Source organism: Pseudomonas sp. Ost2 (assembly GCF_018326065.1).
In the GTDB taxonomy this organism is placed as follows: domain Bacteria; phylum Pseudomonadota; class Gammaproteobacteria; order Pseudomonadales; family Pseudomonadaceae; genus Aquipseudomonas; species Aquipseudomonas gingeri.
The window spans coordinates 5,592,997-5,608,260 of sequence record NZ_AP021904.1; the positions used below are offsets into that span (position 1 = coordinate 5,592,997).

Annotated in this window: 12 protein-coding genes and 1 pseudogene; 5 read left to right on the plus strand and 8 right to left on the minus strand. The window is 63.2% G+C overall.

Going from position 1 to position 15,264, the window contains the following annotated elements:
- Nucleotides 1-18 precede the first annotated feature (18 nt).
- The gene (locus KI243_RS24640; RefSeq protein WP_017124296.1) at nucleotides 19-861 is read right to left on the minus strand and encodes a mechanosensitive ion channel family protein; all 843 of its coding nucleotides are present in this window, start codon (nucleotides 859-861) and stop codon (nucleotides 19-21) included.
- A 121-nt stretch (nucleotides 862-982) separates the two neighbouring features.
- Nucleotides 983-1,468, minus strand: a complete 486-nt coding sequence (locus KI243_RS24645; RefSeq protein ID WP_177119757.1) for a YajQ family cyclic di-GMP-binding protein — start codon at nucleotides 1,466-1,468, stop codon at nucleotides 983-985.
- 118 nt (nucleotides 1,469-1,586) lie between these two features.
- Between KI243_RS24645 and KI243_RS24650 the strand changes: the two genes are divergently transcribed.
- Together KI243_RS24650 and KI243_RS24655 are read left to right on the plus strand one after the other, a co-directional pair.
- On the plus strand, nucleotides 1,587-2,540 hold the full coding sequence (locus KI243_RS24650) for a diguanylate cyclase (RefSeq protein ID WP_177119756.1): 954 nt from the start codon (nucleotides 1,587-1,589) through the stop codon (nucleotides 2,538-2,540).
- Nucleotides 2,540-3,457 carry a putative 2-dehydropantoate 2-reductase gene (locus KI243_RS24655; protein ID WP_212810003.1) on the plus strand — a complete coding sequence of 306 codons (918 nt, stop codon included), beginning with the start codon at nucleotides 2,540-2,542 and terminating at the stop codon, nucleotides 3,455-3,457. The genes KI243_RS24650 and KI243_RS24655 overlap by 1 nt, the downstream gene beginning before the upstream one ends.
- 26 nt (nucleotides 3,458-3,483) lie before the next feature.
- On the opposite strand, the gene KI243_RS24660 is transcribed toward KI243_RS24655, so the two are convergent.
- Nucleotides 3,484-4,719: a M20/M25/M40 family metallo-hydrolase gene (locus KI243_RS24660; protein WP_212810004.1), complete on the minus strand. Its 1,236-nt coding sequence runs from the start codon at nucleotides 4,717-4,719 to the stop codon at nucleotides 3,484-3,486.
- Nucleotides 4,720-4,934: 215 nt separating this feature from the next.
- Here KI243_RS24660 and KI243_RS24665 point away from each other — a divergent pair.
- Nucleotides 4,935-6,970, plus strand: a pseudogene (locus KI243_RS24665) (ATP-binding protein).
- A 2-nt stretch (nucleotides 6,971-6,972) separates the two neighbouring features.
- A complete protein-coding gene (locus tag KI243_RS24670; protein ID WP_212810005.1) occupies nucleotides 6,973-7,557 on the plus strand; it encodes a cob(I)yrinic acid a,c-diamide adenosyltransferase in 585 nt (194 codons plus the stop codon).
- Between the two features lie 108 nt (nucleotides 7,558-7,665).
- Here the strand turns inward: KI243_RS24670 and KI243_RS24675 are convergent, their stop codons facing one another.
- The 3 genes from KI243_RS24675 to secA all read right to left on the minus strand — a co-directional run bounded on the left by KI243_RS24675 (nucleotide 7,666) and on the right by secA (nucleotide 12,749).
- Entirely contained in the window at nucleotides 7,666-8,607 is a 942-nt protein-coding gene (locus KI243_RS24675) for a Nudix family hydrolase (protein ID WP_212810006.1), read from the minus strand.
- A 60-nt stretch (nucleotides 8,608-8,667) separates the two neighbouring features.
- Nucleotides 8,668-9,885, minus strand: coding sequence for a bifunctional glutamate N-acetyltransferase/amino-acid acetyltransferase ArgJ (argJ, locus tag KI243_RS24680; protein WP_177108733.1), 1,218 nt, complete (start codon nucleotides 9,883-9,885; stop codon nucleotides 8,668-8,670).
- A 128-nt stretch (nucleotides 9,886-10,013) separates the two neighbouring features.
- Entirely contained in the window at nucleotides 10,014-12,749 is a 2,736-nt protein-coding gene (secA, locus tag KI243_RS24685; protein WP_212810007.1) for a preprotein translocase subunit SecA, read from the minus strand.
- Nucleotides 12,750-13,057: 308 nt separating this feature from the next.
- Here secA and KI243_RS24690 point away from each other — a divergent pair, with 308 nt between their 5' ends.
- On the plus strand, nucleotides 13,058-13,513 hold the full coding sequence (locus KI243_RS24690) for a DciA family protein (RefSeq protein WP_017124306.1): 456 nt from the start codon (nucleotides 13,058-13,060) through the stop codon (nucleotides 13,511-13,513).
- Nucleotides 13,514-13,517: 4 nt separating this feature from the next.
- On the opposite strand, the gene KI243_RS24695 is transcribed toward KI243_RS24690, so the two are convergent.
- The gene (locus tag KI243_RS24695; RefSeq protein ID WP_212810008.1) at nucleotides 13,518-15,005 is read right to left on the minus strand and encodes a helicase HerA-like domain-containing protein; all 1,488 of its coding nucleotides are present in this window, start codon (nucleotides 15,003-15,005) and stop codon (nucleotides 13,518-13,520) included.
- Nucleotides 15,006-15,039: 34 nt separating this feature from the next.
- Entirely contained in the window at nucleotides 15,040-15,237 is a 198-nt protein-coding gene (locus KI243_RS24700; protein ID WP_017124308.1) for a hypothetical protein, read from the minus strand.
- Between the last annotated feature and the right edge of the window lie 27 nt (nucleotides 15,238-15,264).

Sequence of the window (15,264 nt, forward strand, 5' to 3'; positions counted from 1 at the left end):
GGTAACAATGCACTTGTCTTACTTTGCCGCGGTTTCCTGCATCACCCGGATAACGCGCTGCGGAAACGGAATATCGATCCCCGCGTCCTTGAGACGATCCCGCGCATGTTCGTTGAACATGAACATCAGGTCCCAGTAATCGGCAGTCTTCACCCATACTCGCAGGGAAACGGTGATAGAACTGTCGCCCAGCGCCGAAATCACCGCCGCGGGGGCCGGGTCAGCCAGGACGCGCTCATCCTTGGCCAGATCCAGCAATACCTGGCGAGCCTTCTGCAGGTCAGCCTCGTAATCGACACCGACATCGAACACCACCTTGCGGGTGGCCTGGCGGTTGGCGTTGGTGATGATGCCGTTCGACAGGTTGCCGTTGGGCACGATCACCGTCTGGTTGTCACCCGTGCGCAGGATGGTGTGGAAAATCTGGATGCTGTCGACTGTCCCGGTAATGCCTTGCGCGGTGATCGTGTCACCGATGCGGAACGGCCGGAACATCAGGATCAGCACGCCACCGGCAAAGTTCGCCAGGCTGCCCTGCAATGCCAGGCCAATGGCCAGGCCCGCGGCACCGATAGCCGCGACAAATGACGTGGTTGCCACGCCGATCATCGAGGCCACACTGATGCTGAGCAGGATCTTCAGGGCAATATTCGCCAGGCTGCTGATAAAGCCTTGCAGCGCCAGGTCGGCGTTGCGCAACGCCAGCAACTTGCCGATCTTGCCCGTCAGCTTGTTGATCAGCCACCAGCCCACGGCCAGGGTAACCACCGCCAGCAGCACACGGCTGCCATATTCCATGATCATCGGAATCCAGGCCTCGGAGGCCTTGATGAGATGATCCACTTCCGCATTCAGATCCATTGTTCTCTCCTGTTACCGTACGATCGCCCGGCGAAACGATTGCGCCTTGAACACCCAACCGTTTCGCCGTGCCTGGGCCCTCCGACGCCGATAACTTCCAGAGGTTCCCTGACAGGCTGGATCAGTCGCGGAAGTTGTTGAATTGCAGCGGCATGTCGAATTCCTTGGCACGCAGGTTGGCAATGGCTTCCTGCAGGTCGTCACGCTTCTTGCCGGTCACCCGTACCTGTTCGCCCTGGATCGCCGCCTGTACTTTCAGCTTGGCGTCCTTGATATGGGCGACGATCTTCTTCGCCATTTCCTTGTCGATGCCTTCCTTCAAGGTCGCTTCCTGCTTCATCAGCTTGCCGGATGCATAGGCGTCCTTGACCTCAAGGCACTTCACGTCGATCTTGCGCTTGGCCAGGGCCAGCTTCAGGATCTCGATCATCGCCTCCAGCTGGAACTCGGCCTCGGCGGTCAGGTTGACGGCCAGGTCCTTTTCCTTGAATTCGAAGCTGCCCTTGCCCTTCAGGTCATAGCGACGATCCAGCTCCTTGACGGCGTTCTCGACGGCGTTGGTGACTTCGTGTTTGTCCAGTTCGGATACCACGTCGAACGACGGCATGTCATTTCTCCAAAATAAGGTCGGCGCAGCTCGATACCGATGGAGCGCGCCTGGTTTGACGGTTAAAATCCGCGAGCATTATAACGGTTCTTCCCACTCATTCACTTGCGAGCCACCCATGCCTAACCCGGATCTGAGCATTTTGCTGGTGAGTGACGGTCAGCTGGTGAGCAGTGCCTTTGGCAGCAGCCTCCAGCGTGCGGGTTACCAGGATATACGCCAGGCCAACGACGCCGTGCTGGCACTGGAACAACTCGACCAGCGAGCCGCCAGCGTGGTGGTCTGTGCCGGGGCCGCCGGCCTCAAGCTGGCGGCAAAGGTCAGACAGCGCGACGAGATGAACGATCACTATACCTATGTGCTCCTCATCAGCGCCGAACCTGCGCTCACGTTGCTCGACGATGCGTCGGACAACGATATCGACGACCTGATCGCCCCCGGCGATATCGAGCGCCTGCTGCTGACCCGGGTACTGGCCGCCGATCGCCAATGCAGCACCCTGCAGCGGCTGCGCCAGGAAAACCGCCTGCTGCGCCAGAACATCGCCAGCCTCGAACAACGCAATCTCGTCGACTCCCTGACCGGCCTGGGCAATGCCCGCTACCTGCGCCAGAAACTAACCGACAGCCTGCGCCAGGTGCAGGCCCGTGGCGGCGCCATCTGCTACCTGCTGATCGGGGTGGAACAGGCGAACGAGCTGCAACGCCAGCATGGCAACGACTTCTACGACGAGTTGCTGCAGGGCATTGCCCGGCGCCTGCAACAACTGGTGCGCCCGCTGGATGTGCTGGCACGCCTGGACGACCAGCATTTCGTCCTGATGACCATGCCGCCGGACCTCCAGGATTGCGCCCCCAGCAGCTTCAAGCGCCTGTATGACGGGTTGAACCTCAAGCCTTTCATGACCAACGCCGGGCCTATCGAACTGAAGGCCGGCATCAGCCTGGTGGGCCTGGACAGCAAATGCTTCCCGCTGGACCAGCAAACCCTGTTCGATGAGGCCGCCCGCCTGCTGACCGAATCCTATGCCGATGGCGTGGTCAGCGCCAAACGCCTGCCGGCCCGCAGCTGATGGCCACCCCCTGGCACGTCCTTGGCGCCGGCAGCCTGGGCAGCCTGTGGGCCACCCGCCTGGCGCGCGCGGGGCTGCCCGTGACGCTGATCCTGCGCGACCCGGAGCGCCTGGCCGCCTACACAGCCAGCGGTGGCCTGACCCTGGTCGAACAGGGCCGGGAGCATCGCCTCGCCATTCCCGCCCAGACCGTTGACACCGCCGAGCCCATCAGCCGCCTGCTGGTCGCCTGCAAGGCCTATGACGCAGAGGCCGCCGTGGCCCGGCTGGCCCCACGCCTGGTCGAAAATGCCGAACTGGTCCTGCTGCAGAACGGCCTGGGCAGCCAGGATGCCGTCGCGGCGCTGGCGCCCAAGGCGCGCTGCATCTTTGCCTCCAGCACCGAAGGTGCCTTTCGCGATCGCGACTGGCGGGTCGTGTTTGCCGGACACGGCTTTACCTGGCTGGGTGATATCGCCCATCCCCAGCCACCCTACTGGCTCGACGATCTGACCCTGGCCGGCATTCCCCATGAATGGAACACACAGATCCTCACCCGGCTCTGGCGCAAGCTGGCGCTGAACTGCGCCATCAACCCGCTGACGGTGCTGCATGGCTGCCGTAACGGCGGCCTGCAGGATCACCACTGCGAAGTGGCGACCCTCTGCGGCGAGCTGACGGAACTGCTGGAATGCTGCGGCCAACCCGCGGCCGCACAGGACCTGCACAGCGAAGTGGAACGGGTCATCCAGGCCACGGCGGCGAACTACTCCTCCATGTACCAGGACGTCGCCCAGGGCAGGCGTACCGAGATCAGCTACCTGCTGGGCTACGCCTGCGCGGCGGCGGCACGCCATCACCTGAACCTACCCCACCTGAACCAGTTGCGGGACCGCCTGGTCGCGCACCTTGCCGCCCGCGGATTGCCCGCCACCTGAGCAATCCGTGAACGGATGCGGCGGTTTTACCGGCTGATTTCCATCAACATCCGGGTCAGCAGATAGAAACGCGGCACCACGCTCTCGACCTCGGCATATTCATCCTCGGTGTGAATACCACCGCCGACGATGCCGAAACCATCCAGTGTCGCCGTCCCCACCGCAGCCGACAGGCTCGCATCAGCCGCACCACCACTGCCTTCCAGGGTCAGCTTGCGGCCGATTTCGCCATAGATCGCCTGCGCCTTGGCCGCCAGGGCATCCTGGGCCGGCGTTGGCGGCATCGGCGGCAAGCCACGGAGCAGGCTGGTCTTGACCTCGGTGTCGGCAATCAACTTGCTGGTCGAGACCTTGGCCAGGTCGCGCTCGACCCGGTCGAACTCCTCCGGCACCAGCACCCGGACATCGGCCTTGGCAACGGCTGAATCCGGGATCACATTGACCCGGTCACCGGCCTTGAGCACCGTGAAGTTGACCGTGGTCTGCTTCTCCGGATCCCCCAGCTTGCCCAACTGGAGAATCTGGTGCGCGGCTTCCATCGCGGCATTGCGGCCGCTGTCCGGGGCCACGCCGGCATGGGCCGACTTGCCCTTGACCTCCACCACCGCCGTGCCGCTGCCCTTGCGCCAGATCACCAGGCCGTCGGCCGGGCGACCGGGCTCCAGGTTCAACGTCACATCGTGCTCCCTGGCTACCCGCTGAATCAGTTCGGTGGTGCCCTTGGAGCCGGTTTCCTCGTTGGTATCGAGCAGGAAGGTGATTTTCGCGTAGTTCTTGAAGTCCAGGTCCTGGAGGATTTTCAACGCATATAGACCGGCGACGATACCGCCCTTGTCATCCATGACGCCCGGCCCGTAGGCGCGCCCGTCCTTGATATAGAAAGGCTTGGCTGTCGCCGTGCCTTCCTTGAACACCGTGTCCATGTGCGCCATCAACAGGATCCGCGCCTTGCCGTTGCCCTTGAGGGTCGCCACGATGCTCTCGCCCGGCTCCGGCGTGGCGGGAAAGGTCTCGATACTTGCCCCGAGCTTTTTCAGTTCTTCGGTGACGATGGCCCGGACCTGCTTCAGGCCCGGCTCGTAGCCCGACCCCGAGTCGATATTGACCAGCCGCTCCAGTAGCTTCAAACCGTCTTCCTTGTAGTGCTCGGCCTTGTCATGGACCGGCTTGTTGACCTCGGCCAGTGCCTGAGGCGCGCCTGTCGCCAGCGCCACCCCCATGGCAAGCCCCGCCAGTGCCGCACGCTTGAAATGAAACCCCATGGTCATTTTTCTCCCTGAACCCGGTTCTTGATGTTTTCTTATCGAACTGTGATCGCATCGCCCAGGCAACTTACAACGCGGGAAAGCAACCGTCGACCCGTTCAGTTCGCACCTTTGGCAAAAGGCCGTGGTAAAAACCGACGGTTTGATACACTCATTCACGGTCGGCGCGATCGATGCCCGCCCTCTTCATCCCTTGCCAAACAGGATCTGCAATGCCTTTGCGCCAGCGCCTAGAAAACCTGCCGGTCGGCCAGAAACTCCTGGCGGCCCTGCTGGTGCTGCTGACCACCGTACTGCTGGTGGCCAACCTGACCTTTATCAGCGCGGCCTACTGGATTTCCCAGGAAAGCATGGCCCCCAGGCCTTGCAGACCATCGGCCGGCTCGTGTCCAACCCGGCCCTGGCCAGCCAGGCCCTGGACTCCACCGCCAATGCCGAGACCCTGCTCAAGGAACTCAACACCTATTCCCCCCTGCGGGCCGCCGCCATCTACGACAGCAAGGGTGATCGGCTGGCCCAGTTGCAACACGGTGACCGCCTGAAGCTGCCGGAACGCTATCGACATATCGAAGCCTGGCGCCTGACCGAGTTTCGCAGCAACCAGGTGATCGACATGCCCCGTCCGGGCCAGGCGCCCGGCCACCTGCTGCTGGTGGCCAGCAGCGAGTTGCCGGTGGCCTTCTATACCGGGACCCTGACCGCCAGCCTGGGCATCCTGATCTTCAGCGTCCTGCTGTGGCTGATCATTGCCCGGCAGATCAAGCGGCTGATCACCCGGCCGATCCACGAACTGGAAGAGTTGTCGCGCCAGGTGACCCGTGAGGAGAATTACTCGCTGCGGGCATCACGGGGCAATCACGATGAAATCGGCAGCCTGGCCGAGGCCTTCAACACCATGCTCTCGCGCATCGAAGCCCGCGAGCAGCAGCTCAAGCGCGCCCGTGACGATTCCCAGGCCGCCTATGACCAGGCCCAGGGCCTTGCCGAGGAAACCCGGCATACCAACCGCAAGCTGGAACTCGAGGTCCAGGTCCGCAGCAAGATCGAGAAAAAACTCACCGGTTTCCAGAACTACCTCAACAGCATCATCGACTCCATGCCCTCGGCGCTGATCGCCCTGGACGAGCAGCTTTACGTCACCCAGTGGAACCAGGAGGCCAGCGCACTCTCCGGAACCCGCCTGGACGAGGCGCTGAACCAGCCGATCTTCCTCGCCTTCGAGCCGTTGAAACCCTTTCTGCCCCAGCTCAAGGACACCGTCGAACAACACAGCGTGGCGAAGATCGAGCGCGTCACCTGGATCAAGGACGACGAGGCCCGCCACTATGCCCTGACCTTCTACCCGCTGATGGGCGGTGCCGGCCGCGGCGTGGTGATCCGCATCGACGACATCACCCAGCGCCTGTCCCTGGAAGAAATGATGGTGCAGTCGGAAAAGATGCTTTCGGTCGGCGGACTCGCCGCCGGCATGGCCCACGAGATCAACAATCCGCTGGGGGCGATCCTGCACAACGTGCAGAACATCCGCCGGCGCCTGTCCTCGGATCTGCCGAAGAACCTCGAGTACGCCGAACAGGCCGGAATCGACCTGGACACCGTCAACCAGTACCTGACAAGCCGCGAAGTCCCGCAACTGCTCGACGGCATCCAGCAGGCCGGGGCACGGGCGGCAAAGATCGTCACCCACATGCTCAGCTTCAGCCGCCGCAGCAACCGGGAAATGGCCCCGTGCGACCTGCCGGCGCTGATCGACCAGGCCGTGGAAATCGCCGGCAACGACTTCGACCTGGCCATCGGCTTCGACTTCAAGGGACAAGCCATCATCCGCCAGTTCGACCCGCAGCTGGGGCCGGTCCCCGGCACCGCCAACGAACTGGAACAAGTGCTGTTGAACCTGCTGAAAAACGCCGCCCAGGCCATCCACCAGCGCGATGACGACCGCGAGCCCGGGCGTATCACCTTGCGCACCCGGCTGAACCCGCCCTGGGCGGAAATCCAGGTCGAGGACAACGGCATCGGCATGTCGGAGAACATCCGCAAGCGCACTTTCGAACCCTTCTTCACCACCAAGGAGATCGGCCAGGGCACAGGGCTGGGGCTGTCGGTTTCCTATTTCATCATCACCAACAACCACAAGGGCCAGATGGAAGTGCAATCGACCCTTGGCCAGGGCACCTGCTTCACCCTGCGCCTGCCGCTGGCCGGTAGCCAGGCCACCCTTCCCGTACTGAACCAAACGGAGCTGTAACCATGGGTTTTCGCCTGTCGAAGATTTACACAAGGACCGGTGACGCCGGCGAAACCGGGCTGGGCGATGGTCGTCGCGTGCCCAAGGACCATCCGCGGATCGAAGCCATCGGTGAAGTCGACAGCCTCAACAGCCAGCTCGGCCTGCTATTGGCGGGCCTGGCGGAACTGGTGGTCATCCACCCGGAACTGGAGGAACTGATCGAAGTGCTCGCACCTTGCCAGCATCGGCTGTTCGACCTCGGCGGCGAGCTGGCCATGCCGGAGTACCAGGCGCTGAACAAAAGCGAAATCGACCGACTGGAAGCGGCCATCGATCGTTGGAACGAGGAACTCGGGCCACTGGAGAACTTTATCCTGCCAGGCGGCTCGATGCTGATTGCCCAAGCCCATGTCTGCCGTAGTCAGGCACGCAGCGCGGAGCGCCGTTGCCAGCAGCTCAACGCTTTGGAACCCTTGAGCGGGGTCGGTCTGGCCTATATCAATCGACTGTCGGATCTGCTGTTCGTGGCGGCACGCCTGATTGCGCGGCGCGAGAAGATTGCGGAGATATTGTGGGAGGCGGCGAAGAAGCCGGTCTCCCACTAACCCGCCGCAGGAGCCGGCTTGCCGGCGATGAGGCCCTGAGGTCGTGTATCGATTGACCGGGCGCCATCGCTGGCAAGCCAGCGCCTACAAGGGAAGCCGCGGCCCTGATTACTGCGGCCAGAACGCCCGGATGCCGGCCACGCCCTGTGCACCGGCTTCCCAGGCACGCGGCTGTTCCTGCGGGCCAACGCCCCCCAACAGATACACCGGTCGGTTGAAGCCACCGATCAGCTGCTGCGCCTGTTCCCAGCCCAGGGGCTGCGCATCGGGATGGGTCAGGGTCGGCTGGACCGGCGACAGGGTGACGAAATCCACGCCCATCTGCTCGGCCAAGGCCAGCTCTTCAGCGTTATGGCACGAAGCCGCCAACCAGCGATCCGCGGGCAATGGGCGACCGGCACTGGCGTACTTGCGCAACTGCGCCGCCGTGATATGCCAGCCGGCCGAAGGGAAATCACCCAGCCACTCGAACGGCCCCTTGAGCATCAGTTGCGCCTTGCCGGCACACAAACCCACCGCATCCACCGCCAGGTCGCGGTACTTCGGGTCATAACCGTTCGGCGCACGCAGCTGGACCAGCTTGATCCCGCCGGCAATCGCCTTCTGGATACCCCGCAACAGCTCCGGCGTCTCCAGGCCTTCCGGCGTGATCAGGTACTCGCCCGGCAGACGGGCCGCCGCGATGATCGGCTGGTTGGCCGCCGGGAACTCGTAGTCCGCCAGCTCCCGCTGCGTGACCCAGGCCAGCGGCTGGCCTTCGGCACCATGGGGTTCGCCAGTAAAGGCCGAAACCTCCCAGACGTCCAGCAGCACCTGCTTGTCCGGATAGTCGTGGCGCACCTTGATCAAGGGCCGGGCCGTGGTCACCACGATACCCAGTTCCTCCCGCAGCTCACGGGCCAGGGCGACCGCTACCGCTTCGCCCTCCTCGACCTTGCCGCCGGGGAACTCCCACAGACCGCCCTGGTGCTGGGAATCGGCACGCCGGGCGATCAGGATCCGCCCATCGTTGCCTCGAATAACGGCCGCGGCCACATGTACGCGTTTCACGCTGAAAGCTCCTATAAATCCGCACCTGACAGAACTGGCCCCTACAGGGGGAAGTCGTACTTACGTGCGGTATTCCGCGTTGATCTTCACGTATTCGTGGGACAGGTCGGTGGTCCAGATGGTTTCGCTGCAGGCACCACGTCCCAGTTCGATACGAATGGTGATTTCCTCGCGAGCCATCACCGCCGAGCCCTGCTCCTCGGTATAGGTCGAGGCACGGGCACCACGACTGGCGATGCAGACCTCGCCGAGGAACACATCGATCTTGCTCACATCGAGGTCCGCGACACCGGCACGACCGACCGCAGCCAGGATACGGCCCCAGTTCGGATCGGAGGCGAACAGCGCGGTCTTGATCAGTGGCGAATGGGCCACGGTGTAGCCCACATCCAGGCATTCCTGGTGAGTGCCGCCGCCGTTGACTTCGACAGTGACGAACTTGGTCGCGCCTTCGCCGTCACGGACAATCGCCTGGGCCACTTCCATGCAGACTTCGAATACCGCCTGCTTCAGGGCCGCGAACAGCGGACCGCTGGCTTCGGTGATTTCCGGCAGCCTGGCCTGGCCGGTGGCGATCAGCATGCAGCAATCGTTGGTCGAGGTATCGCCATCGATGGTGATGCGGTTGAACGACTTGTTGGCGCCGTCGAGCATGAGATTCTGCAGGACTTCGCGGGAGACTTTGGCGTCCGTGGCGATGTAACCGAGCATGGTCGCCATGTTCGGCCGGATCATGCCGGCGCCCTTGCTGATGCCGGTCACGGTGACGGTGACGCCGTCGTGCTGGAACTGGCGGCTAGCGCCCTTGGGCAAGGTGTCGGTGGTCATGATGCCGGTAGCGGCAGCGGCCCAGTTGTCCACGGACAGGTCGTCCAGGGCGGCCTGCAGGGCACCTTCGATCTTCTCGACCGGCAATGGCTCGCCGATCACGCCGGTGGAATAGGGCAGCACGGCATTGGCATCGACGCCCGCCAGTTCGGCCAGTCTGGCACAGGTGCGTGCCGCGGCAACCAGACCGGGCTCACCGGTGCCGGCGTTGGCGTTGCCGGTGTTGGTCAACAGGTAGCGCACCGGCCCCTGGACGCGCTGTTTGGCCAGGATCACCGGCGCGGCGCAGAACGCGTTCAGGGTGAACACGCCGGCCACGGTGGAGCCTTCGGCACAGCGCATGACCACGACATCCTTGCGCCCCGGGCGCTTGATACCCGCCGAGGCGATACCGAGTTCAAAACCGGCAACCGGGTGCAACGTTGGCAACGGACCAAGACCAACAGCCATGAATGCGCTCCTATCAATGTTCAATGTGATGTCTGCACTGCCGGCAAAAGGGACAGTGTTTCAAATGGAAAAACGCCGCGACGGCTGAAGCCGGTCGCGGCGCGGTAGTTCAGGGGTCAACAGGAACCTTAGCTGATCTGCCCGTGGCAATGCTTGTACTTCTTGCCCGAACCGCAGTAGCACAGTTCGTTGCGGCCCAGCTTCTGCTCGTTGCGGACCGGAGCGGCGGCCAGGGCGACATCAACCTCCTCGCCCAGCACTTCCGGCTCTTCCAGGCCAGGCGCTTCGGCGTGCTGGAACTGCATGCGCTGGGCCAGGGCTTCGGCTTCCTGGCGCAGGCGGGCTTCTTCCTCGATCGGATCTTCGCGGCGTACCTGCACGTGGGACAGCACACGGATCGAGTCGCGCTTGATCGAATCGAGCAGTTCGGAGAACAGCGTGAACGACTCGCGCTTGTACTCCTGCTTCGGGTTCTTCTGGGCATAGCCGCGCAGGTGGATACCGTGGCGCAGGTGGTCCATGGTCGACAGGTGGTCTTTCCACAGGTCGTCCAGCACCCGCAGCACGATCTGCTTCTCGAAGGTCCGCAACGCTTCGGCGCTGGCCTGCTCTTCCTTCTCGTTGTACGCCGCCAGCAGCTCGTTCAGGAGCTTCTCGCGCAGGGTTTCCTCGTACAGGTGATCGTCTTCGTCGAGCCATTGCTGGATCGGCAGCTTCACGCCGAAATCGTTTTCCAGGGCTGCTTCGAGCCCGGCGACGTCCCACTGCTCCGGCAGCGACTGCGGCGGAATGTGCGCGCTGACAGTGGCGTTGAGCACATCCTGGCGGAAATCGGAGATGGTTTCGCCGATATTGTCGGCCGCCAGCAACGTGTTGCGCATGTGATAGATCACTTTACGCTGTTCGTTGTTGACGTCGTCGAATTCGAGCAATTGCTTGCGGATGTCGAAGTTGCGGCCTTCGACCTTGCGCTGGGCCTTTTCGATGGCGTTGGTCACCATGCGGTGCTCGATCGCCTCGCCAGGCTGCATGCCCAGGGCCTTCATGAAGTTCTTCACCCGGTCGGAGGCGAAGATACGCATCAGGCTGTCTTCCAGGGACAGGTAGAAACGACTGGAACCGGCGTCACCCTGGCGACCGGCACGACCACGCAACTGGTTGTCGATACGGCGCGATTCGTGACGCTCGGATGCGATGACCTGCAGGCCGCCCGATTCGAGCACCTGCTGGTGACGCTTCTGCCAGTCGGCCTTGATCTGGGCGATCTGCTCCGGCGTCGGGTTTTCCAGGGAAGCCACTTCGACTTCCCAGTTGCCGCCCAGCAGGATGTCGGTACCGCGACCGGCCATGTTGGTGGCAATGGTCAGCGCCCCTGGACGACCGGCCTGGGCAATGATTTCCGCTTCCTTTTCGTGGAACTTGGCATTCAGGACCTTGTGCTCGATACCTTTCTGGTTGAGCAGGTTGGACATGTGCTCGGAGGTTTCGATGGTCGCGGTACCCACCAGCACCGGACGTCCCTGCTTCAGGGACTCCTCGATGTCGGCAATGATCGCCGTGTACTTCTCTTCGGCGGTCAGGAACACCAGGTCGTTGTAGTCCTTGCGCGCCAGCGGCTTGTTCGGCGGGATGACCATCACCGACAGACCATAGATCTGGTGGAACTCGAACGCTTCGGTGTCGGCCGTACCGGTCATGCCGGACAGCTTGGTGTAGAGACGGAAGTAGTTCTGGAACGTGGTCGACGCCAGGGTCTGGCTTTCGGCCTGGATATTGAGGTTTTCCTTGGCTTCGATGGCCTGGTGCAGGCCTTCGGACAGGCGACGGCCCGGCATGGTACGACCGGTGTGCTCGTCGACCAGGACCACCTGGCCATCCTGCACGATGTATTCGACGTTGCGGTGGAACAGCTTGTGCGCGCGCAGGCCGGCATAGACGTGGGTCAACAGGCCCAGGTTATGCGCCGAGTACAGGCTCTCGCCTTCGGCCAGGAGGCCGACCTGGGTCAGCATCTCTTCGATGAACTGGTGGCCGGCTTCGTTCAACTCGACCTGGCGGGTCTTCTCGTCGATGCTGAAGTGACCTTCCTTGGTCACCACGCCTTCGACTTCCTCGATGTGCTGGGTCAGGCGCGGGATCAGTTTGTTGATCTCGGTGTACAGGCGCGAGCTGTCTTCGGCCTGGCCGGAGATGATCAGCGGGGTACGGGCTTCGTCGATCAGGATGGAGTCGACTTCGTCGATCACGGCGAAGTTCAGCTCGCGCTGGAACTTCTCTTCCATGCTGAACGCCATGTTGTCGCGCAGGTAGTCGAAACCGAATTCGTTGTTGGTGCCGTAGGTGATATCGGCGGCATAGGCCGCGCGCTTCTCTTCCGGTGGCTGGAAAGGCGTGACCACGCCGACCGTCAGGCCGAGGAACTCATAGAGAGGACGCATCCAGTTGGCGTCGCGGCGGGCCAGGTAGTCGTTCACCGTCACCACGTGCACGCCCTTGCCGGACAGCGCGTTGAGGTAGACGCCCAGGGTTGCTACCAGGGTCTTGCCCTCACCGGTACGCATCTCCGCGATCATGCCTTCGTGCAAGGTCATGCCACCGATCAACTGGACGTCGAAGTGGCGCATGCCCATGACACGCTTGCCGGCTTCACGGGCGACCGCGAAAGCTTCCGGCAGGATCTTGTCGAGGGTTTCACCTTTGGCTAAGCGGGCCTTGAACTCTTCGGTCTTGGCGCGCAATTGCTCATCCGAAAGGGCCACCATTTGCTCTTCGAAGGCATTGACGATCTGTACCGTCTTGAGCATGCGTTTGACTTCACGCTCGTTCTTGCTTCCAAAAAGTTTCTTTAACAAAGGCGCAAACATATCGGCAGGTTCTTCCACACATAGGGATGGAGGGCGGCCCCGTGAGTCGCCCGAGCAGCCCTCATGGCCGCATGCGAACGAGCATTCTACCCGGAAACGGTGGTGAGGAAAGTGGCGTTATTCCACGATGCTGGCACTGCGCTTTGACGGGGCCACTCTAAAATAAGGTCTTTTTCCCGAACTTCAAGCCACCAAGCCCGGAAACTGGTTGCAGACTTTAGGGGCAAAGCCGCTCTGCATCAATGGGGGCCGGCTGCCCCGCCCGTTTCTGCTACCATGGCCGCTCTGTTACTTCAGGTGTCTGAATCATGGCATTTCGCCCTCTCACCGCCCGGGCACCCGCCGTCCTGCTTCGCGAGGCCAAGCCGCTGAAAGCGATTTTCGGCCATGCCCAACGCCTCGCGCACCTGCAGCGCCTGGTGGAAAGCCAGTTGCAGCCCGCGGCCCGCGAACACTGCCATGTGGCCTCCTGGCGCGAAGGCAGCCTGCTGCTGATCGTCACCGACGGGCACTGGGCAACCCGCCTGCGCTACCAGCAAAAACGCCTGCAACGGCAGTTGCAGGCATTCGACGTGTTCATCGGCCTGAACCGCATCCTGTTCAAGGTGCAACCGCCGACCGTCCAGCAAGGCGCGGTGGGTCACACCATGGACCTGTCGATCAATGCCGCGCAGACCATCCAGGAAACCGCGGACGGCATCAGCGACCCGAACCTGCGTGCGGCCCTCGAACGCCTGGCCAGCCACGCCCGACCCAAGGCCTGAGCACTCAACGGCGCTTGTTGCCGCCGAGCAACGAGCCCATCAGACCACGTACCAACTGTCGCCCCAACTGATTGGCCGCCTGCCGCATGGCGGACTTCAGCGCCTGCCCCGCCGCCGTTCCGAGGAACTCGCCGGCCTTGTCCGCCAGGCTCGGCTCTTGCGCCGTCGCTTCGTCGGTGGACGCAGGAGCTTCGCTGACCGGTGCCTTGCGCGCCATCAGGATTTCATAGGCCGACTCGCGATCGACAGGCTTGTCGTAGCGACCGAGCAGGACCGAGCCGGCGACCAACGCCGCCCGTTCGGCTTCGCTCAACGGGCCGATGCGCGATTGGGGCGGTGCGATCAGCACCCGCCGGACCATCTCCGGCGTGCCCTTGTCCTGCAAGGTCCCCACCAGCGCCTCGCCGATCCCCAGCTCGGTCAGTACCGCCAGGGCCTCGAAGGCCGGGTTGGGTCGAAAGCCCTCGGCGACCGCCCGCAGCGACTTCTGCTCGCGCGCCGTGAAGGCCCGCAGGCCGTGCTGGATCCGCAACCCCAGCTGCGCCAAGATGGTATCCGGCAGGTCACCCGGCGACTGCGTGACGAAGTACACCCCGACACCCTTCGAGCGAATCAGCCGGACCACCTGCTCCAGGCGGTCCTGCAAGGCTTTCGGGGTACCGGCGAACAACAGGTGCGCCTCATCGAAGAACAGCGCCAGCAGCGGCTTGTCCGCATCGCCGCGCTCGGGCAGTTGCTCGAACAGCTCGGCCAGCAGCCACAACAGGAACGTCGCGTAGACCTTGGGTGCTTCGTGCACCAGGCGACTGGCATCGAGCAGATGAATCCGTCCGCGCCCATCGCCGGCCGGCTGCAGGATATCTTCCAGTTGCAGCGCCGGCTCGCCGAACAGCGCTTCGGCGCCCTGCTGTTCCAGGGTCGCCAGGCGCCGCAGCAGCGCCTGACTGGAACCGGTGGTCATCAGCGCCGCGTCTTCGCCCAGCAGTTGGGGATGATCCTTGAGGTGATTGAGCAGCGCCTTGAGATCCTTCAGGTCGAGCAACAACAGGCCTTCGCGATCCGCCACCTTGAACGCGGCATACAAGGCCGACTGCTGGCTGTCCGTCAGTTCCAGCAACGCACCGATCAGCAGCGGCCCCATTTCGCTCAGGGTCGTGCGCAACGGATGCCCGGATTGTCCATGGATGTCCCACAAGGTCACCGGATAGGCCCTGGCCTGGTAATCCAGCCAAGACATGCCGGCAATCCGCTCCGCCACCTTGCCCTGGGGATTGCCCGGTGCACCCAGGCCACAGAGATCGCCCTTGATATCCGCCGCGAACACCGCGACACCGGCATCGCTGAAGGCTTCGGCCAGGCGTTGCAGGGTCACGGTCTTGCCGGTCCCGGTGGCCCCGGCGATCAGGCCGTGACGATTGGCCAGGCGCATCGCCTGGCCAATGGGTTGGCCCGCCGGGTCGGCGCCGAAAACAAGTTGTGCAGGATCCGTCATGTCGTCACCCAGGGTTGGTCGCTGAGACAAGCCACTAGGATTTTAGCGGACCTCGGGAAACATCGACGGAAATCGTCTCGGACTCTTCCTGCAACTGCCGCCAGAGTTCGGCGGCACCGGGAAACTCGGTACCGTCCTCACTGCTCATGGCGTCGGGGTCATAGCGGCTCAGGCAGCCTTCCCCCAGGGTCGGCGGTGCCTTGGAGGTGGCCTTGTCGAGTGGATCGCCCATCAGCAAACCTCCAGGCCCGTCGACGGG

Bases quoted from the DNA above. Each gene is read 5' to 3' on its own strand.
- KI243_RS24640 (WP_017124296.1), bottom strand. From the start codon at position 861: ATGGATCTGAATGCGGAAGTGGATCATCTCATCAAGGCCTCCGAGGCC.
- KI243_RS24645 (WP_177119757.1), bottom strand. From the start codon at position 1,468: ATGCCGTCGTTCGACGTGGTATCCGAACTGGACAAACACGAAGTCACC.
- KI243_RS24650 (WP_177119756.1), top strand. From the start codon at position 1,587: ATGCCTAACCCGGATCTGAGCATTTTGCTGGTGAGTGACGGTCAGCTG.
- KI243_RS24655 (WP_212810003.1), top strand. From the start codon at position 2,540: ATGGCCACCCCCTGGCACGTCCTTGGCGCCGGCAGCCTGGGCAGCCTG.
- KI243_RS24660 (WP_212810004.1), bottom strand. From the start codon at position 4,719: ATGGGGTTTCATTTCAAGCGTGCGGCACTGGCGGGGCTTGCCATGGGG.
- KI243_RS24670 (WP_212810005.1), top strand. From the start codon at position 6,973: ATGGGTTTTCGCCTGTCGAAGATTTACACAAGGACCGGTGACGCCGGC.
- argJ (WP_177108733.1), bottom strand. From the start codon at position 9,885: ATGGCTGTTGGTCTTGGTCCGTTGCCAACGTTGCACCCGGTTGCCGGT.
- secA (WP_212810007.1), bottom strand. From the start codon at position 12,749: ATGTTTGCGCCTTTGTTAAAGAAACTTTTTGGAAGCAAGAACGAGCGT.
- KI243_RS24690 (WP_017124306.1), top strand. From the start codon at position 13,058: ATGGCATTTCGCCCTCTCACCGCCCGGGCACCCGCCGTCCTGCTTCGC.
- KI243_RS24695 (WP_212810008.1), bottom strand. From the start codon at position 15,005: ATGACGGATCCTGCACAACTTGTTTTCGGCGCCGACCCGGCGGGCCAA.
- KI243_RS24700 (WP_017124308.1), bottom strand. From the start codon at position 15,237: ATGGGCGATCCACTCGACAAGGCCACCTCCAAGGCACCGCCGACCCTG.